The following is a 23615-nucleotide window of genomic DNA, read 5'->3' as shown; positions in this document are numbered from 1 at the left end:
GATTCTAAAGCTTTCATGCTTAAGCTTTCGGTTTATTCCATCCGGTCAAAACTGAAAGCTAAAAGCTCTTATACATGAAAACCTTCCTGCATATTCTCAGTTACCACGTGTCCGTCGAACAGATGAATAACCCGTCGGGCGTAATCGGCATCGTGGGGAGAGTGAGTTACCATCACAATGGTAGTTCCGGCTTCATTGAGCTCAGCTAACAGCTTCATTACTTCATCACCATGATCGGAATCCAGGTTACCTGTCGGCTCATCGGCAAGGATCAGCTTTGCATTGGCTACAACGGCACGGGCGATGGCCACACGCTGCTGCTGTCCACCGGATAGCTGTTGTGGAAAGTGATTACGACGGTGCATCATGCCCATTCGGTCTAGTGCCGTTTCTACTTTTTCTTTTCGCTCGGCAGAATCAACACCCAGGTAAAGCAATGGTAATTCAACATTTTCGAATACTGTTAGTTCATCGATCAGGTTAAAGCTCTGGAAGATGAATCCAATGTTGCCTTTGCGAAGCTGAGCGCGTTCTCGTTCTGAATGGGTAGAAATTTCATGTCCCAGGAAATGGTATTCTCCATCGGAAGGATTATCCAGCAGCCCCATAATATTCAAAAGGGTAGATTTGCCACATCCCGATGGTCCCATGATGGCTACAAATTCACCCTCATTAATTTCAAGGTTTACGTTACTCAATGCAGTAGTTTCCACTTCTTCAGTGGTATATACTTTTTTAAGGTTTTTAGTTTGAATCATGGTGTATTTGTTTTGGTTGATGGTCTTTTTAAAAATTTTTTGTAAGGAATTCGTTTTTAATTGCTCTTACTGTTAAAGCTATCAGTCGGTTCAAAATTAAAGGTTAAAATCTTATGAGAGATTTTAGAACATTATCCGTTTGGCAAAAAAGTCATTTATTGGCTTTGTCGATTTATAACTCAACAGCGTCTTTTCCCAAAGAGGAATTACATGGCCTGATAAGTCAGATGCGGAGGTCTGTTTCATCAATACCCACCAATTTAGCTGAAGGTTGCGGAAGAAATTCCCAATCAGAATTTGCCCATTTTGCAAATATGGCGATGGGCTCGGCGTCAGAGCTGGAATATCAGCTGATTCTTGCCAAAGATTTAGGTTTTGTAACCGACCAAATTTTCAAAGAACAATCGAATAAAGTGACTGAGATTAAAAACATGCTCACGTCACTGCATCAAAAGGTGCTTGCAGATAGCTGAAAGCTACTCAAGTACCAGAACCTCATTATTTCCAAAGGTATCATAACTGGAAGTAATCACTTTTTCTCCCGGTGACAGCCCGGTCAGAACTTCAAAATACTCAGGATTCTGTCTGCCTAACCTGATGTCTCTGCGGTATGCTTTTCCGTCATTTTCATTCACTACAAACACCCAGTTGCCTCCCGTGGTTTGATAAAACCCACCCCTGGAAATCTGAATGGCACTTGCCGATTCACCAAGCTCAAGGCGAATTCTTACAGTTTGTCCCCGCCGCAGACCTTCCGGTGCTCTGTTTACAAACTCCATGTCTACCTCAAACTGCCCGTTGTTGATGACTGGATAAATCTTTGTAATTACGAGTTCATGAGATTGTCCATCAAAAGGGAAAGACCCTCTCAACCCCTGAGTAATTCTGGAAAGGTGATACTCATCAATAGCTACCCTCACCTTATATCCATCCATGATATCCACCTGGCCAATTCGTTCACCAGAAGAAATGGATTGCCCCTGATTCAATTCAATGGTACTCAACTGTCCGGAAATAGGAGCAGTTACAGAAAGGTTGTCTAAAATCTGCTGTACAGCTTCCAGGTTTTGAAACATACGTTGTTCAGAGTTGTTAAGCTGGCGTAGCTGAGAAATAGTCTGAACCGAATCCTTTTTATAAGATTCATAAGTAAGTTCATACCGCCTTTTTTGATATTCGTAGTTTTCTTTTGTGGTCTGAAATTCCTGTTCAGAAATTAAGTCCCGGTCAACCAGTTTTCTCTGACGATCATATTGAGATTTAAGAATCTCCATTTGAGATTTGGCACTGGCCAGCTGATCCTGAAGCTGAAGGGTATTCTGTTCTAAATTCAGTCTGGAATTACGGACATTGTTAATCTGATCATAAAGTCCCGATGTTTGCTGCATCACCTGTAGCTGTAGGCTCGAATTGGTAAGGGTAAGAATGGTATCTCCTTGTTCAACCATGGTACCGGATTCAAGAAAAACTTCCTGTACAACTCCACCTTCGATAGCATCAAGGTAGATAGTTTGTATAGGCTGAACGGTTCCGGTTACCTGTATAAATTCCTGGAATGTATCTTCCTGTACGGTTGATATGGTTAGTTTCTCTTTTTCCACATTTAAAGTTGATCGTACATCCATAAACCAGAACGCATATACACTTAAACCAACAAAAGCGATAATACCTGCAATCGTTAAGATGCGCTTTAGCGTCCAGGTTTTCTTTTCAATTTTTCGATCCATTCCCATCCGTAAATGTCCTGCTTATTTTATTCGTAATTAATTTTTCATCTAAATATTCAAGATGCGTGCCAAATTAAATGAATGTCTCCTAAAAGTGAATTAAGGATGATTCTTTCCTGATTAATGTTCACATTCCAACATCAAATGTTCGATATCGAACACCCCGATTCCTTAATCCCGTGTGTTAGACTGTTTAAGGAAGCAAATGTTACAAGTGGTATGAAATTCGCTAATAAAGAGTCGAAGTGTTTACGTGTTCAAAAATTACTGTAGTAACACGCAAACATCTTAAGACTTTAACACTTTAGTTATAATGAAAAAAACCGGACGAATACTTGTAGTTGATGATGATACCGATGTGCTGAATGCAGCGCGGTTATATCTGAAGCAACATGTTGAAAAAGTAGATGTGGAAAGCAATCCCAAGCTGATCCCTGCTTTGATGAAAGAGTATGATTATGATGCCATTCTTTTGGATATGAATTTCCATGAAGATGTGAGCAGCGGGGAAGAGGGGTTCTACTGGCTGGAAAAAATCCTGGAAATAGATCCGGCTATGGCGGTGGTTCTTATAACGGCTTATGGTGATGTTGAAAAAGCGGTGCAAGCGGTTAAAACCGGAGCGTCTGATTTCGTACTCAAGCCCTGGCAAAATGAAAAGCTGCTGGCTACTGTAACTTCGGCTATGAACCTGAGTCAGTCTAAAAGAGATACTCAAAAACTTCGCACCCAAAATGCGGCGCTCAAAGCAGATATGGAGCAGCCATATCAGAACATAATTGGGAAAAGCCGGGCCATGGAGCAGGTGTTTCAAACCATAGAGAAAGTTGCTAAAACGGCGGCCAATGTGTTGATTACAGGTGAGAATGGTACCGGAAAGGAATTGGTGGCCCGGGCTTTGCACAGGCGCTCCAACCGAAGTGAAAATGCCTTTATCACGGTTGATATGGGCGCTTTGCCGGAGAGTCTGTTTGAGAGTGAGTTATTTGGCCATGAAAAAGGGGCGTTTACTGATGCCAAGGAATCTCGTGCAGGTCGATTTGAGATAGCCCATGGGGGAACGCTTTTTTTGGATGAGGTTGGGAACATTCCACTTCAGCTTCAGCCTAAACTATTGTCTGCTTTACAAACACATGAGATTCGCAGAATCGGTTCAAACAAAACAACAAAAATTGATATACGGCTGATTTGCGCAACTAACGAAAGCTTGGGAGAAAAAGTAGAAAAACAAGAATTCCGGCAGGATCTGCTGTATCGCATAAACACCATTGAAATTAAACTGCCGCCTCTCAGAGAACGTGCTGAAGATATTCCGCTGTTGGCTGAGCATTTTCTGAAGCAATACAGAACCAAATACAAGAAAGAAATTGCCGGGGTTACTGAACAAGCATTGAATCATCTCAAAGAATATCATTGGCCTGGGAATATAAGGGAGCTCGAACATGCGGTTGAACGTGCTGTTATCATGACGGATGAGAAGCAGCTTCAGAAGGGGGATTTCCTGCTGACTTCAATTTCCGGCAATGATCATAAACTGCCGGTTTCCGGGTTGAATCTGGAAGAAGTCGAAAAAACCGTTATCCGAAAAGCAATGGAGAAGCATAGCGGGAATATCTCACACGCTGCCGAGGAACTTGGTTTGACAAGGGCCTCTCTGTATCGAAGGCTGGAGAAATATGGATTGTAGATTCTTGGTTTTCAGTTCCAGATGTCATCTCGGGGTGAATATCCGAGATCTAAATGTTTTTAAAAGGAATAAATTGAATTAAAGTATAAGATTCCTGCTTTCGCAGGCATGACTTTTTTAGAAAGGATATGATAAAGAGCTTCCGATTTGGAATTATACTGCGCATCCTTATGCTGGCTGCAACGTTGTTGCTGGTTACCTATCTGGTGTTGGAAACACAGTACTATGTAAGTATGGTGATTTTGGGAGCCATCATCGTGGGGCAAATTTTTGCACTCATTAAGTATCTGGAGCATACTAATATTTTATTGACGCGCTTCTTAGAAGCTATCCGATATTCTGATTTCACTGGCGCATTTCGAAATCATGGGCTTGGGAGTAATTTTGATGACTTAAATGCAGCCTTTAGTGATGTCATCGATAAGTTCAAAGAAGAGCGAGGTAAAAAAGAGGAAAGCATTCGTTACCTGGAAACGGTGGTTCAGCATATTGGCATTGGTCTGGTTTGTTTTAATGGGAAAGGGGAAGTGGTATTGCTCAATACTGCTGCCAAGCGGTTGTTCAAAGTGGCTACCTTACGCACGCTGGATTCCTTAAAGAATATCTCGGGGTCGTTGTATAAAACTGTGAAACAGCAAAAAGGTGGCAACAGAAGCCTGATTCGGGTTACCATTCAAAATGAGACTCTTCAGCTCGCTATGTATGCTACCGAGTTCCGGATGAGAGATGAAGCCTATAAGTTGGTGTCTTTTCAGAATATTCACACAGAGCTGGAAGAGAAGGAGATGGAAGCCTGGCAGAATTTAACGCAGGTACTGGCTCATGAAATAATGAATTCCATCACTCCGATTTCTTCACTTTCCAGTACGGTAAAGATGTTGCTTGAAGAAAATATGGTACCTCAGGAGAATCATGTCGAACTGAATAAAGAGACCATCGAAGATGTAACGGACGCATTAACCACAATTAGTAACCGCAGTCAGGGATTGATGCGGTTTGTTAATTCCTATCGTGATTTTACCCAGATTCCTGAACCAAGCTATGAGTTATTTAAAGTGAAAGAAGCTTTGGAACGAACAGCCAGCCTGATGAAAACCGAGGCTGCTAAAGAGGATATTGAAATTATTGTGGAAGTAGATCCGCAAACCCTTGAGCTGACGGCAGACCCTCATTTGATAGAACAAATTTTGATTAATCTGGTGAAGAATGCTATTCGCGTTTTATCAGATCAGGAAGGAGGAAAAATCTGGATGAAAGGCGGGATTGAGGAGTCCGGGAAGGTGATTATACAGATTCAGGATAACGGTCCGGGAGTGAAGAAAGCCATGAAAGAGAAGATTTTCATCCCTTTTTATACCGTAGGAAGTAACGGAAAAAGTAAAGGTTCGGGGATTGGGCTGAGTCTTTCCCGGCAGATAATGAGGTTGCACGGGGGGAGCTTGATTTTGAATTCAGAAACCGGAAAAGGTTCGACCTTTACCATGCGGTTTTAAATTTAAAACATCCTTAAATCTTGCCATTGAGATACTTTAAACGCAGCGGCTCATCAAACTTCTCAATAGCATAACGAAGCATAGTTCTGGGCATATTTTGGTAATATTTCTTTAAAAACGTTTCTTCTGTTTCAAGGTCACGATTCCCGATTTCCCTAAGCATCCAGCCTACCGCTTTATGGATGAGGTCATGGGCATCATGAACCAATATCTCTGAAATAGCCAATGCATCTTCATAATCATTATTCCGGATAAAATGATAGCAGGTTATTACAGAAATACGCTTTTTCCAGAGATCATCAGACCGGGCGAAATCATATAAAAGATCCCGTTCTTTATTTTCCAAAAAAGGCCCTAAAATCTTATGGCAGGAACTGTCAATGATATCCCAGTTATTAAATCCGGATAGATTGTTGAGATATAAACGTGTCATATTTTCCAGCTCTTCCTGTCCACCTTTTTCCACCTTATATACCATAATTAGCGCTGCTGTAAGTCGCACTTCGTGATATTCATTGTCCAGCAAAGGTTTTATTTCAGTAGCAGAGAGATTCCGGTATTTTTTGGCAACTTTGCGCTGATCCGGAACTTTGATGCCAAGGAATTTATCCCCTTCGCCGTATTCTCCAGGGCCAGCTTTAAAAAAACGAGTGGAGTGTTTTGCCTTTTCAGGATTAGCGTATTTTTTTAGTTCACCGAGAACGTCTGAGTGTTTCATAGATTGAATAGCTTAATAATTAAAATAGCTAGTGCTTGTCCACTTAAAACGTATAGAACCCAGGCAAAGATGGAAGTTGCTATTGCTTTGAGAATATTACGAAAGTTGTATTGCTGGTGAAAACTAAGCAAAACATAAATTGGGTAAATAAGTACGAGCAGATAATTCAGAACAAAAAAGTAGGGGGAGATCAGGGTGCCCAACATGATGAATGTATTTATAAATACGTACTCAGCAATCACAAAGAAAGCGAGGGCAAGATATTCTGCGTAATGAAAGCCCGATTTTCTGAAAAAAAGTCTTGAAAACAGGCTCAGTGTAAATGCATAAATCAGCATGAAAATATTAATATGCCTTGCATAAAAGTAAGAGCCTTTTGTAGCTGCAGTATCCGGGTTTGGAGCTTCACGGGCCCCAAGTATTTCGGAAAACGTTGAAATAGGATCGAAGCTTATGAGTTGTTGGACAATGATATACATAGCAAGAATGAGAACATAAAATCGGAATGGATGAGCATATGACTTCCGTTTCCCATGAATATATTCCCGGATAATCTTTCCGGGTTTTGTGATCATACCTTTTATGGTTCTGAAAAGTGGGGCGTCAAAGTCAAAGTAGTGTTCCAATATATCCCTTACCGATTCCCGAAATACAATCCGGCCAGAATTAGGTTTCTGCCCACAATTAGGGCAGAAATTCCCTTCATACTTTGTGCCACAGTTATTGCATGATGTCATCATTTATTCCCCTAAATAAAAAATGCCCCAACACAATGTGCCGGAGCATGATATTAATGAATTAAAAAGACATTAGTGACTTCCGAAGCAGGTACATTGTAAACCAGCTGCTTCAAGTGTAATGGCATGCCAGTCGAATTCATCACTGTAGCCATTGCGCTCCCACCAAAACGGTAGTCGTTCTTTGGGCTGATTGCCTACTTCATTCATAGTAGCAGTGTCAAACAAACGACCGTTCACCATAGTGTAAGTAACGGAGTTTGTGTTTCGGATATCTTCTAATGGGTTTTCATCCAGCACAATCAGATCGGCTAGTTTTCCTTCTTTGAGGGAGCCGATTTCATGATCCATTCCCAGGTAGTGAGCACCATTCAGTGTAGCGACACGTAACGCTTCCATGTTGGTCATGCCCCCCTGCTCAAACATCCAGAGCTCCCAGTGAGCACCAAGTCCCTGTAGCTGACCATGAGCACCGAGGTTTACTTTAACGCCAGCATCTGCCAGTTTTTTATCTGACTCTGCAGTTAGAATATGTCCGTTTTCATATTCTTCATCAGGAATCATGGTTCTGTGACGGGAGCGAGGATCAATTACGCTGCGGGGAGTGAATGTCAGGAGTTTCTCATTCTCCCAAACGTTGTTCTTCTGATAGAAATAGTACTCACCGCTCATACTTCCGTAATTCACAACATGTGTTGGCGTATAACCTGTTTCGCTGGCTGCCCAAAGCTGAATCACATCATTGTAAAGAGGCGCTACCGGAATGTTGTGCTCAATTCCGGTATGTCCGTCAAGAATCATACTCATGTTGTGAGTGAAGGTTGATCCACCTTCTGGCATTACCATCATTTCCAGTTCCTGAGCCGCTTTAATAACCTGCTGTCGCTGATTTCTGCGAGGCTGGTTATAGCTCTTCACGGAAAAAGCTCCCCAGGCTTTGGTTCTTTCTAAAGCAAAAAGGGCATCTTCATAACTGTTGATTTCCGCTTTGATGGAACCATCGGCACCATACAGAATCACCCCGGTTGAAAACACGCGGGGACCAACCATATGCCCGGCTTTGATAGCCTCGGCGTGGGAGAAAATCATTTCAGAATTGGAAGAAGGGTCATGAGCAGTAGTAACTCCATAAGCGAGGTTTGCATAGTATTCCCACTGTTGCTGTGGGCTTACGCCCAATCGGAAATTCCCAATATGTGCATGAACATCCACTATACCAGGCATGATGGTCTTTCCGGTTGCATCAATGACTTTTGCGGAGGAAGGTATCTGAATATCAGTCCCCATAGCTTTGATTCGATTTCCTTCTACAAGAATAGAGGCATTTTCTAATACGGTATCTCCCTGCATGGTAATAATGCGGGCATTGGTAAAGGCAATGGAGCCTTCGGGTACATATGTTTCGAGATCAAGTTCTAGTTTTTGACCGCTTCCAGGTGGTTCCGGAAGTGCATCTGGGGCCCCTTCTACAAATGAAAACGTATCTTTGAGGTCAACAGAGAAATATTCCTCACCTAGTGTCCAGTGAAGCTTGTCGCTGTTTGCCGACCAGTGCATATGGTAGCCTGCTTCGGAAGAGACCTGTTTCACAGGAACTGATTTAGTATTAGGTGCCAGTTCAATGGTTTTTCCTGTTTTAGGAATGGGGGCGATATATACTTTATGCAGGTTAGAGAAAGCCATCCATTCTCCATCAGGGCTTGGAACAAACTCATGTCCATAACTGGAAGTAAAGTGTGTTTGTTCGTCTTCGCCGCGGAGGTTCACACTTTTGTACGATTTATCGATAGCACCAAAAATATATCCACCGGTTTGATAATAGATACGATCTCCGGCAGAGTTGAACCGTGGCTTGGCACCTTCATCAGTGATCATCGTTTCAGTACCGCCCCGTGTCGGTATAGTATAGACACCGGGATTCAGTGTGTGAACAAAGCCCTGCTGCCCGTTCCCGCTTTCCTTACGGAAAACGATGGTATTTCCATCAGGTGAAAAACGGGGTTCTCTGTATATTCCTTTTTCTGATGTTACTTTACGGGGTGTAGAAGCCCGCTGGCCAGAATTTAGCTGAACTACATTTACAGCTCCCATATTCTCATCACTCCAGGAAACATAGGCTATTGATTTGCCATCAGGAGAGAATGCAGGTTCAAACTCAAAGTCAGTTGAGTTGGTAACACGTCTTGGAGAGCCATCCGGGAGTAATTTTGTCCAAAGATAACCAGCAGCACTCCAAACCAGTGTGCGCCCATCCGGAGAGGTAACCAGCTGGCGTACGGCTTTTACTCTGAATTCATCAGGAGCAGCAATATCTTGCTTAAACCGTACGGCTTTTACAATGTTGTGAGTGGATTCAACCTCAAAAGGTATGACTTCGGATTCCCCTGTTTGGGTATCAATTTTATTGATTTTACCATTTGCCCAAATGATGATATGCCGGTTGTCAGGCATCCAGTTGAAGTTAGCATTGGGGCCAAAAATTGCCCAGGCTTCCTGCATGTCTTTACTCAGATTTTCATAGACCGGGTACTCTCTTCCGGTATCCAGATCCCTTAAATACAGGACTGATTTTGTGCGAACTCTGCGTACAAACGCCATTTTTTTACCATCCGGTGAGATCTGAGGCCTGATCGCTCCGCCATTACCTCCGGTTACGGTTTCAATATCGCCTTTCTCACGGTCGTAGCGGCGAATTTGATAAATCTGGCTGTTTGGGTCTTTGTTATATTGAAAATATCCGCCGGGATATACAGCCTGACTGTAGTATACATATCGGCCATCCGGAGAAACCCATGGCTCGCCGATATCCTGTTGTGCATTCGCTTTTTCTACAAGCTGAATCCCGCTTCCACCAGATTTATGATACATCCAGATTTCACCGGCTCCCAGAGAACGAGTGGAAGAAAAATGTTTTTTGGCGATGATATACTCGCCATCGGGTGTCCAAACAGCATTATTGAGCAATCGGAAACTTTCATTGGTTACCTGTCGGGCATTTTCACCATCAAGGTCCATCACCCAGATATTGTCACCTCCGCCAGCATCACTGGTAAAAGAAATCTGCATTCCATCCGGGCTAAACCGTGGATGTATCTCATATGCATGTCCGCCTCTAAGAAGCGTAGCTTTCCCTCCATTAATAGGCATGGTATATATATCACCCAGTAAGTCGAAGACGATTTCCTGTCCATCCGGGCTTACATCTAAATTCATCCAGGTTCCCTCGTCAGTGGTAAAAGAAACATGGGTAGAATCTCCAAGAGGGGGATTTGTGACATCCCAATTGTCCTGGGCATGTGTTGTTGAAAATAATATGCAGGCAAAAAATAAAGAGGCTAAGTATTTCATAAGTATTTGAGAAAAGATTGATTGTGCCGATAATACCAAATAATGAGATAAAATTGGAAAACTGACTGAGGATTAGCTTTGTATTCTTACAGATTATTAATGTAGTTATACAGATAAATTTCTCATATTGGCCAAGTTTAGGTTTTAGATTGGGTAAAAAAGTGATTTTGAGAAAAATAATCTTAACAGGGTTTTTTGCACTGGTTTTTTGTGTGGCTAAGGCACAAAAATATAATATAAAAACCTACTCAGTAAATGATGGCCTTCCCTCCAGCCAGGTTTATGATGTGCATTTAGATGATGATGGCTTGGTATGGTTTGCCACGGCCTACGGCTTAGTGAAGTTTGATGGGTTTGATTTTGAGACTTATGGTGAAGGCAATGGACTGAGAGATGAACTCATTTTTGACATCTTTGAAGACTCTAAGAAGCGATTCTGGGTTTCTACCGAGACAGGAGGTGTGGGCTTTTTAGAAGGGGATTCTGTGAGATATGATCCGGCCTTCTCTGCTTTAGACAGCATGCTCATAAATTATATCATCGAATCGGAAGATGGTGAAATGTGGTTTGGAACTAATGCACACGGGGTGATGATTTGGGACGGAGATTCCTTTAAAAACCTTTCTACAGAAAAGGGACTTCCCAGTGACCAGATTTGGGATATTCAATTCTACAGAGATAACGAAGCCTGGATTGCTACCATGGATGGAGTGGCTGTATTTGAAGATGAGAAAGGCGTTTTTAAAACATGGAAAAAAGAAGATGGCTTGAGTGGAGGAACTGCCTATCAGGCTTTTCAAGCCTCCGATAAAACAATCTGGATTCCTACAAGCTCAGGTATAACACTTATAAGCGAAGAAGATGAGCTAACTAATATCACCGAAATTAACGGACAGAAATTAGGTTACGTTTATAACATTGCTCAAGATAATGATGACTTGATCTGGATTGGAACCGAGCGGAAAGGGTTGTACTGGTTTGATGGAGAAGATTTTACGCATATCACCAAAAAAAATGGACTGAGCAGCAATTATATATATCGTCTCATTAAAGCCAATGACGGAACCATTTGGGTAGCAACAGATGGGAATGGCGTCAGCATTTTTAAGGACAAACAGTTCAGGTTTTATGATAAGGACTCTGGTGTTAATTCAAATTCTATCTACAGTCTTTTTAAAGATGATGAAGGGGTGATTTGGTTCGGAAAGGAAGGGGGTTTGGGAAGTTATCAAGATGGGGAATTTAAGTCTTATGACATCCCTAAAGAGATATTTGATGAAGATGAAATCTGGGATATTGAACAACTGCCCAATGGCAATCTTCTGTTGCTAACCTACAGTTACTGGATTATTGAGTTTGATGGAGAAAAGTTTTTCCGTTCGTCCATAAATGAGCCATTAATGGACTATTACATCAATGATATTCTGGTTGATGATAATGGAGAAATATGGATAGGAACCGGGCAGTCTATGATAAAGTATAACGGCGGAGATCTGGAGATTTTAGAACCAAGTTCTGAATACTGGCAATCGTATGTGAACCTGATCTATAAAGACAGTAAAGGCAATATTTGGATGGGAACAGAAGGGGGAGTCGCAAAATTCAATGGGAAAGACTTTGTGTTTTACACAGAAAGCGAAGGTCTTAAGGGCCCCAGTATTTATGAGATCAGAGAAGATTCCAGAGGAAACATCTGGATAGGTACTAATAAGGGGCTGTCTGTTTTAAAGAAATTTGACGAAGGGGAGAGGTCAGAAAAGTTTGAAGTTTTTGAGTCTGATGAGATCTTTTTGCCAGAAACCATATCCTTGCTTTTTGATAAAGAAGGCGGGCTTTGGCAGGGAACTAATGGCGGACTTAATTATTATGATGTGGAGCACTGGTACAAAAGTGGAGAAATGAATAAAGTGCATTTTGCACTCCGTGATTATGGCAAAGGGTTAGAGTTTAATGGAGCGGCAGCCATAGCGGATGATGATGGTAAGCTATGGTTTGGTACTGCTTCCGAAGGATTGCTTCAGTATGATTCTAACGTACCTCCAACTTCAATTCATGACAGAGCTCCTTTAACTTTTATAAGAAGAGTTTTTGTAAATGGGCAAAAAGTTTATGATCAAAATGCAGCTATAAATGACGTTGAGAAAATTGAACTCGATTACCATCAAAAGAATATTGAAATTGAGTATGGTGCTGTAAACTATAAGGATCCTGCCCGCATTTTCTATAGATACCGATTGAATGGCTTTGAAGAGAATTGGAACACCGGCTATGATAAAAGAGAGGCTGTTTATACAAATCTAAATCCGGGCGAATACACCTTTGAGGTAATGTCGAAATCAACTACCTCAGAATGGAGTGGTATTGCTTCTTCTATTACAATAAATATCGACAAACCTTTCTGGCTTTCTGGTTGGTTTATTCTGCTAAGTCTTGCCTCTTTAGGGGCTGTAATCTTCTTTTATGTGCAAATGTATGTGAGCATTATCGAGAAAAAGAAATTAAAGGAATTGGTTGACGAACAGACAGCTCATTTACAGTCTGCTCTTTCCGAAAAGGAAGTGCTCATTAAAGAGATTCACCATAGAGTCAAGAATAATATGGCTGTAGTTTCAGGATTGCTGGATTTACAAAGCTGGAAAATGCAGGATGGACAGGCTAAATTAGCATTGGAAAACAGCAAGCTTCGCATTCAAACCATGTCTTCTATCCATGAAAAGCTGTATCAGAATAAGGACCTTTCAAAAATTAATTTTAAGTTATTTGCAGAAGATTTAGTACATAAAGTTGCAAGCTCACTTAAAGGGGATAACAAGGATGTAAAGGTTGATCTTGATATTGAAGAGGGGAATATTAGCGTGAATTCTGCTATTCCCTGTGGTCTCATTCTGAATGAAGCATTGTGCAATTGCTATGAACATGCTTTTAAGGAAACAGATAAAGGTAATATTGAAGTCGTCTTTAAATCAATTAATGAAAATGAATATACCTTGGTTGTGAAGGACAATGGAGTTGGTATTCCTGAAAATATCACCAACTCGAAATTGACCACGCTTGGTCTTACGCTCATCAATTCATTGGTTTCCCAAATAAAAGGAACTATTCAGTATAAAAATGAAAAAGGGACCACTATCCGCATAGTGATCCCTAAATAAGCTCTTACTTACTTTGCCTTATTTTGATTTAAATTTCTTTATGAAGTTTTTAGTGAAATCAGAAAGAACTAAACGGCCGCTTATTTCAGCCCGCTGTTCCAGTAATAGGTCCCAGTCATCGGTACCTTTCCACAATACTGCTTTAAGGTTTTTCATAGCCTCAGGACTGCTTTTTGCTAATTCAGAAGCTAATTCTCTTACAGCCTGATCCAGGTCGTATGTAGAATCAAAAATTTTGTTGAACAAACCATTTTCTAACGCCCAGTCGGCATCGTACCAGTTAGTAGCATCAATTGATAGAGCAGAGAAAGCACTTTTACCCACTTTGCGTTCTACGGCCGGACCTACAACAAATGGCCCGATACCCAATGCCAGTTCGCTCAGTTTGACGTCTGCTTTTTCTTCAGCAAAGGTATAATCTCCGGCAGCTGCGATGCCAACTCCGCCACCTACTGTTTTTCCATGCACCCGAACTATGATCAGTTTTGGGCAGGTGCGCATGGCGTTTAGAACCAGGGCAAACCCCATAAAGAATTCTTTTCCTGTTTCGTAATCATCTATGGCGATGAGTTCATCAAAAGAAGCTCCGGCACAAAAAGCGCCATCACCACGGCTCTGGATTACAAGAACCCGGATATCATCATTCTTACCGGCATCTCTTATGGTCTGAGCCAATTTTCTGAGGATGGAACCGGGAAGAGAATTCCCTTTAGGGTGATAGAATTCAATAGTTCCGATGTTGTTTTTGGTGGATAGGTTGACTGCTCCGTTTTGTTCGCTCATTATTTAATTCAAAATTTAAAATTCAAAAGTTCTTTTGCCTCATTTATATTGACAAGCATAACTCACTGTAAAAGTGTCTTTGTTTTCCGAATCGTCTTTAGTATCTGTGATAATTCTTGAAAAATATCTCGGGTAATCTTGATCCTGAATAAATGATTCGTAAAAATAATTCTCTGTAATTGTTTCATAGTTTACCGAGGTACCTATATATGGCTCATCAGGATTGATATATTGAGACGTTGTTTTATAAAGCCTTTGATTTTCTTTGTTATAAAGTGGAATTGGTTGAAAAAAAGAAAACATATGTTCGTATCTGTTGCCAATAAATCCATTTAATCCTAAGACATCTATAAAAATTGAGTTTTGATTTTTGTAAGTTCTAATTCCATCATCTGTTGTAGTTAATTCATAGGTGAGGCAATTATTTGAATAAATGAATTCTGTTGAGAATCCAATTCGAATACCAGCATCCATGCCTTCGGCTTCAAAATACCGTAATCCGCATGGTTCTTCATATTCAATTCTTGTACTCTTTATATCACCCGTTTGATTACCAACAAAATATTCATAATCAAGTGTTGCTAGCTGTTCACCATTCCAACCAAGAGTATATTTATAACTAGCCCAGATATCTCCAGATTTAGTTTTTGTGTTTTCAACAATCTGATGAATAAGATTATTTTGATAGGTATAATTTGCTTCAATGAAGGCATCTACATTATCTAAATGAGCTTTTGTATAATTATAGTACTTTGTATAAGTGGATAAATACTGATCACTGTATTGAAAATCGTAGTCCATAAAGTGAACAGAGTCTCCGCTACTTTTATGAGCATAACCATCTAATTTAATGGGAACACAGTAGTTGATTGTTCCTTCTTCAAAAACAGCTGTTACATTCATTTCAGAAGTGATTGTTAATTGAACGGGATTTTCTTCTCCATTCACACTCCCTTCCCATCCTTCAAAGACCCAAGTTGAATCTGGAATAGCTTCTAATTGAACTATGGTACCATATTCGTAATCTGTCTTTGTTTTAATAATGGTTTCAGTGACATCACCCTCCCCAAGGGTGGTTACATTTAATGGATAGGACTTTTTTTCAAAATTAGCTACTAAATCAGTATTCTCAGTTATCGTAAACTCTAAAGGATTGTCATCAGAGGAGACACTCCCTTCCCAATCTATAAATGCATATCCTTCATTGGAAACCGCTTGTAATTCTACAGTAGTATTTTTTTTAAGTAGCGTATCTGAGAAATTTTGAATGAACCCAGAGTTCTCAGGAACAACAGTTACTGAAAGAGAAAATAAAGTTGGATCATTTTCTTTATTACAAGAAATAAAAATAATCAATAATAGCAGAAGGAACGGGGACTTATAACTCATCGATATCCAATTTGTTTTTCCGTTTCATTAAAGTGAGGATGGTGTATTCAGCAACAACAGCATCCTCTTGATTAGTTACTTCCACATCCCAGTAAACTACACCAAAAGGAAATGGGTCGTCTTTCTTTTGCTGGCGGACATTCTTCCGTTTCAGGATTAATTTAGCCTGAATGGTATCGCCGGGGGCAACGGGAGCAACGAACCGAAGGTTTTCCAGTCCATAGTTCAACATCATGGGGCCTTCATCCGGATGAACAAAAAGTCCGGCTGTTGCTGAAAGCACGAAATAGCCATGAGCTACTATCTTACCAAACAAAGAGCGGGCAGCAGCGTCCGGGTCAGTATGTGCATAAAAATGATCACCGCTTAACTCTGCAAATTCCTCAACATCTTTTTCAGTGACTGTTCGCTTTTCAGTGGTTAAAGCTTCGCCAACTTTTAGCTCTTCAAAGTACTTCTGGAAAGGATGCTTGTCCGACTCTTCCGTTTCAGCTCCTGAAATATGCTGTTTTACAATGTTTCTAAGTGTAGTCGGTGATCCCTGCAAAGCAACCCGTTGCATATTATGAAGTACTGCCCGGGCTCCTCCAAGTTCCTCGCCTCCCCCGGCATGTCCCGGTCCTCCGTGAACCAATGAGGCAATTGGAGAACCATGTCCGGTTGATTCTTCAGCAGAATTGCGGTTAATCACCATAAACCGGCCATGATAGGGAGCGCATCCCATTGTTATTTTATGCGCTATTTTATCATCAGCAGTAAATAGAGATCCCACCAAAGAACCGTTTGCTTTATTAGCGAGCTCTATAGCTTCTTCAGTAGATTTATATGGCATGATGGTGGTCATAGGACCAAAGGCCTCCAGCCGGTGAATTTCATCCACTTGCATAGGCTGGTGACAAACGAGCACACGCGGATTTGTGAACGCCCCCTTTTGAGATCCATTTGCCGTATAAACTGTTTCTGTAATCTCGGACAATTTCTGAAGCTGCTCCTCAAATCGTTCAACCTGAAGAGAACTGGCTAAAGGACCCATTCGTGTTTCTTTCTCAGCGGGATGACCGATTGTAGTTTTCTCTAAACGGGACTTTAAAGCGTTGATGACTTCATCTTCTAAATTTTCAGGGACGATAGTCCGTCTGATAGCCGTACATTTTTGCCCGGTTTTTACCGTCATTTCCTGTGCTACTTCTTTGATAAAAAGATCGAACTCTTCCATATCCGGAGTGACGTCCTCACCCAAAATAGAACAGTTCAGAGAATCAGCTTCCAGATTAAAAGGAACACTGTTGGCTATTATATTGGGATGTGCTTTCAGTTTCTTTCCCGTGTCAGCTGAGCCAGTGAAAGCGACCATATCCTGGCTGATCAGATGATTCAGTAAATCACCAGGTTTATCGGCAGCGATATACTGAATACTTCCTTCAGGCAGTATTTCAGATTCAATCATGTCTTTGAAAACTTCCCAGGAAAGATAAGATCCAATTGGAGATGGTTTTACAATAACGGGCATTCCTGCAATTATGGATGGCGCAAGTTTCTCCAGCATTCCCCAAATCGGGAAGTTAAAAGCATTGATATGAACAGCCACTCCATGACGAGGTACACAAATATGCTGCCCCATGAACGAGCCTTTTCGGGAAAGTCGTTCTGTGTTGCCCTCTACATGCCATGGAAGATCTGATAGCTCGCGCCGTGATTTACTCGAAATTCCAAAAGCAGTGATTAACCCTCCTTCGATATCAATCCATGAATCTTTGCGGGTAGCCCCGGTGTGAGTGGAGATTTTATAATACTTCTCCTTACGCTCCATCAGGTATTTGCCGAGGAACTTGATTGCAAACGCCCGTTCGTGTATGGTCATCTCACGAAGCTTTGGCCCGCCCGTTTTTCGGGCATATTCCAGTGCAGATTTATAATCAATATTTGCTTCAACCATCTGAGCGACTGGCTCATTGGTTACTGCACTGATGAGGTCTGTTTCTGTGCCATTGGTTAACCATTTGCCTTGTATGTAGCTGGTAACTCGTATCTGGTTTCTTGTTTCTTGTTCTTTCATTCCTGTAATTTACTTTTGAGATCTTTCAACAGATTGAATAAATAGATTCAGTTTTCTGCCAAGCTTGTCATTAAGCTCAATAAGCCCTTTGTATGAGGCTTCGTTATTTAAAGATTCAGTTTCGAATAGAGAATCAAGGTAATCCTGTGTTTCATCATTTGAAGCTAAGGCAAAAATAAGAAACCGAATATATTCTTGAGTATATCTTCTTCTTCCGTATCCTTCTACAATATTTGACCTGACTGATTTTGAAGATCGTCGAATTTGGCTGGCAGTTTCAAACTGTTCAAATTTTGGTAAAGAAAAAGTCATTTTATGAATTTTATTAGACTGTTCTTTGGCCAGCTTCCATATTTCCTGATTTCTATAACTCATGTCAAAGGTGTTAGTTCTATAGAAGGAGAACAAGAAGCCAGCTTCAAAAATCCAGTTTCGAGTTCCCCCAGTTTTCATAGCCCATTTTTTGATCTTCTCTATCTTCAGGAATCTCCCTCAGCGGATTGCATTCCTTCAGGGTTTCATGAAGTTCGCCGGGAAGTTGTTGATACAATTCTGTCCCTTTTGATTTCCAGGCCGCCATTTCATCCGTCACATCTTTGACGATTTTGGCCGGATTTCCAACTACAACTTTACGATCAGGAATTTCCATCCCTTCAGGAACAAAGGAAAGAGCGCCAATAATAGATTCTTTCCCGACTTTCACATTATCCATAATTACGGCATTCATTCCAATCAGGCAGTTCTTGCCAAGATGTGCTCCGTGAATAATAGCACCATGACCCACATGAGCACTCTTCTCCAGCGTCACTGTAACTCCCGGAAACATATGAATCGTACAGTTTTCCTGAACATTGCATCCGTCTTTGATCACAACTTTTCCCCAGTCGCCCCGAATAGCTGCTCCCGGACCTATATAAACATCTTTCCCTATAATCACATTTCCGGTAACCGCTGCCTGAGGGTGTACAAAAGCCGACTTGTGTACGACAGGCCTATATCCGTTAAACTGGTAAATTGCCATAATTGAGTATTTAGTGAACCGCAGAGAGCGCTAAGGTCACAAAGAAAATACTTAGCGTTCTTTGCGAGATCTCCGCGGATTTTGCGGTTAATTACTATGTTTTCTCCAGGATGACAGCCATTCCTTGTCCAACTCCCACGCACAACATACAAAGTGCATATTTGTTAGAGTCTTTCTCGTGAAGCTCAACAGTGGCTGTTTGCAATAATCGTTGACCGGTCATTCCCAGTGGATGTCCCAAAGCAATCGCTCCGCCGTTTGGGTTTAGTCGTGGATCGTTATCATCCATTTCCAGCATTCGGGTTACACCCAAAGATTGCCCCGCAAAAGCTTCATTCAGTTCAATGATGTGCATGTCATCCAGTTTCATACCAGCCCGTTTTAAAACCTTTTGAGCTGCTTCAACCGGACCTAATCCCATAATTCGGGGTTCAATTCCGGAAACTGCATGAGCTACAATGCGAGCTTTGGGTTTTAGGCTGAAATCTTTTATGGCTTTATCAGATGCTACTAACAAAGCTCCGGCCCCATCATTTAATCCAGAGGCATTTCCTGCAGTTACGGAGCCATTCTTTTTGAATGCTGGTGACAATTTTGACAACACTTCAGGAGTGGTATCAGGACGCATGAATTCATCGTGTTCGAAAAGGATAGGATCTCTTTTTCGGCGGGGAATTTCAACGGGTACGATTTCTTTAGCCAGTCGGCCGGAATCCCGGGCCGCTCCAGCTTTCTGCTGACTCCAGGATGCAAACTTATCCTGGTCTTCTCTGCTGATCTTATGCATTTCTACTACATTTTCAGCTGTCGTTCCCATGCCGTCCGTCCCATACATTTCTTCCATTTTTGGGTTGATGAAGCGCCAGCCAAAAGTAGAATCGTGCATTTCGGTAGTTCCTGAGTAGGGGGATGATCCCTTTCCAAGCACAATGGGGCCGCGGGTCATGTGCTCCACGCCACCAGTGATGAATACATCTCCCTCGCCGGCTTTGATGGCATGGTAGGCTTTCACAGTCGCGCTCATTCCTGAAGCACATAACCGGTTTACCGTTTCACCGGGTACCGAGACTGGTATTCCAGCTAACAGAGAAGCCATTCGGGCCACATTCCGGTTGTCTTCACCGGCCTGGTTAGCACATCCCAGAATCACATCCTCAATTGCTTTCAGGTCAACTTCCGGATTACGTTTTATGAGTTCTTTGATTGGGATTGCCGCGAGATCGTCTGCCCGGATTGAGGAGAGAGATCCTTTAAGTTTTCCTATAGGTGTTCGGATTCCGTCAATAATGTATGCATCCATAGTACTTAGATAATAGTAATTAGTATTAAGTCTCTACTTTAATGAATTAGATAGCGAATAAATCATCTTCTGTATTTCGGTAATCATTTCAGATAGAGCCTCATAATTTTCGTTATTTATAAATCCTAAGTTTCTTGCTATCAAAAGCTGAGTTTCTAATTCAGATCCCGAACCATAAGCAATATTCAGGAAGTGTTTGAATTCTTTTTTAGATTTCCTTCCGGCACCTTCTGCAATGTTCGAACTTATTGAAACTACACTTCTTCTGATTTGTGAAGTAAGCCCATATTTTTCCTCTGAAGGAAAGTTCTTTGTATATGAGTAGACATCAGTGGCAAGATCTACTGCTTTATTCCAAACTGATAATTCTTTGAATTGATGCATATATAAAAATACTAAATACTATTGTCTCAATACTAAGTACTATGCTGCTTTCCTGTTCGGTAAACAGTGCCACGAAATTCAGCAACTAGCTCTTCGTTTTGATTAGTCACTTTTACTTTATAAACGCCAATGGTTCGTCCATTCTGGAGTTCTTCAGTTTCAGCAACCAGTACATCACCAACCGATACTTTTTTCGTAAAGTTTATATTGTTCTCAAGAGCTAATGAAATCGAGCTGTGTGAATTGGAAGCAAAGGCGAGGGCACTGTCGGCCAGGGAAAAAGTGATTCCGCCGTGACAAACTCCGAACCCATTGGTCATCTCCTCACGGATTTTTATCGAGATTCTGCAATATCCGGGGTCAGATTCCAATACTTCCACGCCCATCCATTGCGAGAATGGGTCGTTAGAAAGCATTTTTTCTATTACGGGATTGATTTCTTTACTCATAGCTGTCAGCTATTCCTTATAAAAACTTTCCTGATCGGCTACTTTTTTCTTCAACAGCGGATTTGGGCGATAGCGATCTTCCCGGTATTCAACCTGGAGCGCCGTCATCCTGTCCAGTACATTTTTTAATCCGATTTCATCGGCCCACTTTAGCAACCCTTTTGGATAATTAACCCCGTTTTGCATAGCTAGGTCAACATCCTCCACGGAGGCAATATTCATAAACACGGCATCGCAGGCTTCATTAATCAGCATGGTTAGAATACGATCAAAAATAGTTTCCCCGAGCTCTCTGTCTTTTTTTGGCTCCGGGTTTTTGGCTCCGTCGCGATAATTGTAAAAGCCCCGGCCTGATTTTCTTCCCAGCCAGCCAGCTTCCACCATTCTTTTTTGTGCAAAGGATGGTTTGAAGCGTGGATCGTAGTAGAAGGCCTCAAATACCGAGCAGGTGACTTCATAATTTACATCATGTCCGATTAAGTCCATTAACTCAAATGGCCCCATTCGAAAGCCGCCAATTTCTTTCATAGCCCAGTCGATTGTTGCAGCATCAGCAATTCCTTCTTCATAGATTCTGAGAGCTTCTCCGTAGAATGGGCGGGCAACCCGGTTCACAATAAAACCGGGAGTATCCTTGCCAGAGACCGTAATTTTATCCCAGCTTTTGATAAAATTCTTGGTTGATTTAAAAACCTCATCATCGGTAGCAATGCCAGGTATAATCTCAACCAATTTCATGAGCGGAGCCGGATTGAAAAAATGAACTCCTAAAAACCGTTCCGGTTTTTTCAGGGCTGATGAAATAGCTGCAATGGAGAGAGAAGAAGTGTTGGATGCCAGCACACAATCCTTGGATACAATGCCTTCAATTCGGGAAAAAGTATCTTTCTTGACATCAAGGTCTTCAAGAATTGCTTCTATCACGAAACCGCATTCCCCAAACTTGGTGATATTATCTACAAACTCGATGCGGTTAAGTATCCCGTCTATTTCATCCTGAGTCATGCGTTCTTTTTCGACCTGCCGGGCGAGGATGCTTTCGAGGCCGGCTTTTGATTTTTCAAGCTGTTCGGGATACGCATCATACAAATACACCTGATGACCCTGAGTAGCTGCAACCTGAGCAATTCCCGTTCCCATAGTTCCGGCGCCAACTACGCCGATCTTTGCATCGTTTTTAATCATAAGTAAATATCGTGTTTAATCGTCTGAAAAATCGCTTCCAAGATAAGGAATCTGAGGCGGAATACAGTTCAAATTTCACACTTTAACGTTATGTGTTTTTATCCTGATTCAGGTACCCAAGGTGCGTGTGTTTGAAGTCGTCTCCGAATTTTAATCCATACCCGAAGATGCGATCAAAAGCTGAGTGTCCCAGAAATACAATGCCAATCGCTACCAGCATGGGAAGCTGTGCAAAATAGCCAAGCAGAATTAAGCTAATCATTACTCCTTTGTGATGAAGCAGATTGTAGAAAAAGGCTCCGGTTTTAGTGTTAATGAGATAAGCGGCAAAGGAAACGTCAGGCAGAAAAAATAATAAGGCGTACATCCACCAGGTATACCCGGTAATCAAGCCAAAAAGAATTACTGAACCTGTGAATAGTAAAATTTCTTCGAGGATGAGTAATATTCTAAGGTTAAAATTGAGTTCAATTTTCATTGTAATATGATTTTAATTGTTCAAAAACCATCCGGTGGCCCAACTTTGAGTAATGAATTCCATCTCCATATAAATACAGGTTTTCTGATGAGTTGGAATTCGTATTCAGGATTTCGAAAAGACTTAGAAACCGAATATTTTTTTCACTTAAAGCTTCCATTAGGTGATTTTGTGGGGAAGTGTCATTACTTCTAAACTGATATTCGTATGGCATGATTATTACATCAAATCGAATATCAAGGGAATCTGCAGTGTTTTTGATTTCAATTAGATTACGAATAGCGTTTTCAAATTGCTCATTCTCGGATGAGTAAAACTGTTTATCGTATAAGAAATATGTTTTCGGACGGTCGAATATTATTTTTTTCAACCATTGATAAGTATAAATGTGATTGTAAATAAAGTTGGAAAGAAACTGTCCCATTCCCCTAAGGCCCTTTGGCCCTTCCACCGCTATATTCTTGGAATAAATATCATTCAGGCACCAGAAAAGCGTAACTCTGTTTATGTTGAGACTTTCATTTCCAGACAGCCGCGAAAAAATATTGGCATAGTCGTCTGAAGCATATCCAAGTAGTGATGGATTAATGATATGTAGGCTGTCAAAGGCAAAAGCTAGTTGTCCTGCATAAGTTGAGTCTTGATCAACTCCCATACCCATTGTAACCGAATCTCCAAGAAGCAACCAGCCCGCAGAGCTCTCATTGTTACGAGGGTACTTCCAAAAACCCAGGCTATCGGTTTCGAAATAGTGACCCATGCTTCTGGCTTTTACATTTGGTTTCAAGCCAAAGGTTGAGCCATAGACATTTTCTTTGATCAGTTTATCATCAGTGGTGGGAGGTTGAATCTGAGGGATAAATATTCGAACAGAGAGCTCTATAATTCCGAATAATATTACAAGTAAAACAGCATTAATAGAGAGGGTCTTTAAAAAGCTTTTCATGTTT

The 23615-nt window shown here is 41.3% G+C and carries 20 protein-coding genes; 4 read left to right on the top strand and 16 right to left on the bottom strand.

Annotation, left to right across the window (positions count from 1 at the left end; all coding sequences use genetic code 11):
* Positions 1 to 68 precede the first annotated feature (68 nt).
* Positions 69 to 758 (bottom strand): ABC transporter ATP-binding protein, encoded by a 690-nt coding sequence (locus RIB15_RS03700; protein WP_350200804.1) that lies wholly within the window; start codon positions 756 to 758, stop codon positions 69 to 71.
* 113 nt (positions 759 to 871) lie between these two features.
* Here RIB15_RS03700 and RIB15_RS03695 point away from each other — a divergent pair, with 113 nt between their 5' ends.
* On the top strand, positions 872 to 1231 hold the full coding sequence (locus RIB15_RS03695; protein ID WP_350200803.1) for a four helix bundle protein: 360 nt from the start codon (positions 872 to 874) through the stop codon (positions 1229 to 1231).
* Positions 1232 to 1234: 3 nt separating this feature from the next.
* Here the strand turns inward: RIB15_RS03695 and RIB15_RS03690 are convergent, their stop codons facing one another.
* On the bottom strand, positions 1235 to 2485 hold the full coding sequence (locus tag RIB15_RS03690) for an efflux RND transporter periplasmic adaptor subunit (protein WP_350200802.1): 1251 nt from the start codon (positions 2483 to 2485) through the stop codon (positions 1235 to 1237).
* 313 nt (positions 2486 to 2798) lie between these two features.
* Between RIB15_RS03690 and RIB15_RS03685 the strand changes: the two genes are divergently transcribed.
* Positions 2799 to 4172 (top strand): sigma-54-dependent transcriptional regulator, encoded by a 1374-nt coding sequence (locus RIB15_RS03685; RefSeq protein WP_350200801.1) that lies wholly within the window; start codon positions 2799 to 2801, stop codon positions 4170 to 4172.
* 128 nt (positions 4173 to 4300) lie between these two features.
* On the top strand, positions 4301 to 5665 hold the full coding sequence (locus tag RIB15_RS03680; RefSeq protein WP_350200800.1) for a sensor histidine kinase: 1365 nt from the start codon (positions 4301 to 4303) through the stop codon (positions 5663 to 5665).
* A 13-nt stretch (positions 5666 to 5678) separates the two neighbouring features.
* On the opposite strand, the gene RIB15_RS03675 is transcribed toward RIB15_RS03680, so the two are convergent.
* The 3 genes from RIB15_RS03675 to RIB15_RS03665 all read right to left on the bottom strand — a co-directional run bounded on the left by RIB15_RS03675 (position 5679) and on the right by RIB15_RS03665 (position 10468).
* Complete coding sequence (locus tag RIB15_RS03675; protein WP_350200799.1) at positions 5679 to 6383, bottom strand: DNA alkylation repair protein; 705 nt, start codon at positions 6381 to 6383, stop codon at positions 5679 to 5681.
* Positions 6380 to 7120 (bottom strand): DUF3667 domain-containing protein, encoded by a 741-nt coding sequence (locus RIB15_RS03670; protein WP_350200798.1) that lies wholly within the window; start codon positions 7118 to 7120, stop codon positions 6380 to 6382. The genes RIB15_RS03675 and RIB15_RS03670 overlap by 4 nt, the downstream gene beginning before the upstream one ends.
* Positions 7121 to 7192: 72 nt before the next feature.
* The gene (locus RIB15_RS03665) at positions 7193 to 10468 is read right to left on the bottom strand and encodes an amidohydrolase family protein (RefSeq protein WP_350200797.1); all 3276 of its coding nucleotides are present in this window, start codon (positions 10466 to 10468) and stop codon (positions 7193 to 7195) included.
* A 167-nt stretch (positions 10469 to 10635) separates the two neighbouring features.
* Here RIB15_RS03665 and RIB15_RS03660 point away from each other — a divergent pair, with 167 nt between their 5' ends.
* The gene (locus RIB15_RS03660; protein ID WP_350200796.1) at positions 10636 to 13620 is read left to right on the top strand and encodes a two-component regulator propeller domain-containing protein; all 2985 of its coding nucleotides are present in this window, start codon (positions 10636 to 10638) and stop codon (positions 13618 to 13620) included.
* Between the two features lie 18 nt (positions 13621 to 13638).
* Here RIB15_RS03660 and RIB15_RS03655 read toward each other — a convergent pair whose 3' ends face one another.
* The 11 genes from RIB15_RS03655 to RIB15_RS03605 all read right to left on the bottom strand — a co-directional run bounded on the left by RIB15_RS03655 (position 13639) and on the right by RIB15_RS03605 (position 23611).
* Entirely contained in the window at positions 13639 to 14403 is a 765-nt protein-coding gene (locus tag RIB15_RS03655) for an enoyl-CoA hydratase/isomerase family protein (RefSeq protein WP_350200795.1), read from the bottom strand.
* 39 nt (positions 14404 to 14442) lie between these two features.
* On the bottom strand, positions 14443 to 15792 hold the full coding sequence (locus RIB15_RS03650; protein ID WP_350200794.1) for an InlB B-repeat-containing protein: 1350 nt from the start codon (positions 15790 to 15792) through the stop codon (positions 14443 to 14445).
* Positions 15782 to 17848, bottom strand: a complete 2067-nt coding sequence (gene paaZ, locus RIB15_RS03645; protein WP_350200793.1) for a phenylacetic acid degradation bifunctional protein PaaZ — start codon at positions 17846 to 17848, stop codon at positions 15782 to 15784. The genes RIB15_RS03650 and paaZ overlap by 11 nt, the downstream gene beginning before the upstream one ends.
* Before the next feature lie 9 nt (positions 17849 to 17857).
* The gene (locus RIB15_RS03640; protein ID WP_350200792.1) at positions 17858 to 18223 is read right to left on the bottom strand and encodes a four helix bundle protein; all 366 of its coding nucleotides are present in this window, start codon (positions 18221 to 18223) and stop codon (positions 17858 to 17860) included.
* Between the two features lie 43 nt (positions 18224 to 18266).
* Positions 18267 to 18869 carry an acyltransferase gene (locus tag RIB15_RS03635; protein ID WP_350200791.1) on the bottom strand — a complete coding sequence of 201 codons (603 nt, stop codon included), beginning with the start codon at positions 18867 to 18869 and terminating at the stop codon, positions 18267 to 18269.
* A 94-nt stretch (positions 18870 to 18963) separates the two neighbouring features.
* Complete coding sequence (pcaF, locus tag RIB15_RS03630) at positions 18964 to 20169, bottom strand: 3-oxoadipyl-CoA thiolase (RefSeq protein WP_350200790.1); 1206 nt, start codon at positions 20167 to 20169, stop codon at positions 18964 to 18966.
* Between the two features lie 33 nt (positions 20170 to 20202).
* Positions 20203 to 20553: a four helix bundle protein gene (locus RIB15_RS03625; protein ID WP_350200789.1), complete on the bottom strand. Its 351-nt coding sequence runs from the start codon at positions 20551 to 20553 to the stop codon at positions 20203 to 20205.
* A 32-nt stretch (positions 20554 to 20585) separates the two neighbouring features.
* Positions 20586 to 21002 carry a hydroxyphenylacetyl-CoA thioesterase PaaI gene (paaI, locus tag RIB15_RS03620; RefSeq protein ID WP_350200788.1) on the bottom strand — a complete coding sequence of 139 codons (417 nt, stop codon included), beginning with the start codon at positions 21000 to 21002 and terminating at the stop codon, positions 20586 to 20588.
* Between the two features lie 9 nt (positions 21003 to 21011).
* Positions 21012 to 22187 carry a 3-hydroxyacyl-CoA dehydrogenase NAD-binding domain-containing protein gene (locus RIB15_RS03615; protein WP_350200787.1) on the bottom strand — a complete coding sequence of 392 codons (1176 nt, stop codon included), beginning with the start codon at positions 22185 to 22187 and terminating at the stop codon, positions 21012 to 21014.
* Between the two features lie 88 nt (positions 22188 to 22275).
* Positions 22276 to 22665, bottom strand: coding sequence for a DUF4260 domain-containing protein (locus RIB15_RS03610; protein ID WP_350200786.1), 390 nt, complete (start codon positions 22663 to 22665; stop codon positions 22276 to 22278).
* Complete coding sequence (locus RIB15_RS03605) at positions 22655 to 23611, bottom strand: SGNH/GDSL hydrolase family protein (protein ID WP_350200785.1); 957 nt, start codon at positions 23609 to 23611, stop codon at positions 22655 to 22657. Before RIB15_RS03605 ends, RIB15_RS03610 begins: the two co-directional genes overlap by 11 nt.
* Between the last annotated feature and the right edge of the window lie 4 nt (positions 23612 to 23615).

Origin of the sequence: Gracilimonas sp., assembly GCF_040218225.1 — a bacterium.
Lineage (GTDB): Bacteria > Bacteroidota > Rhodothermia > Balneolales > Balneolaceae > Gracilimonas.
Note: the sequence above shows the minus strand (reverse complement) of the source record. Positions and strands in the feature narration are given on the sequence as shown.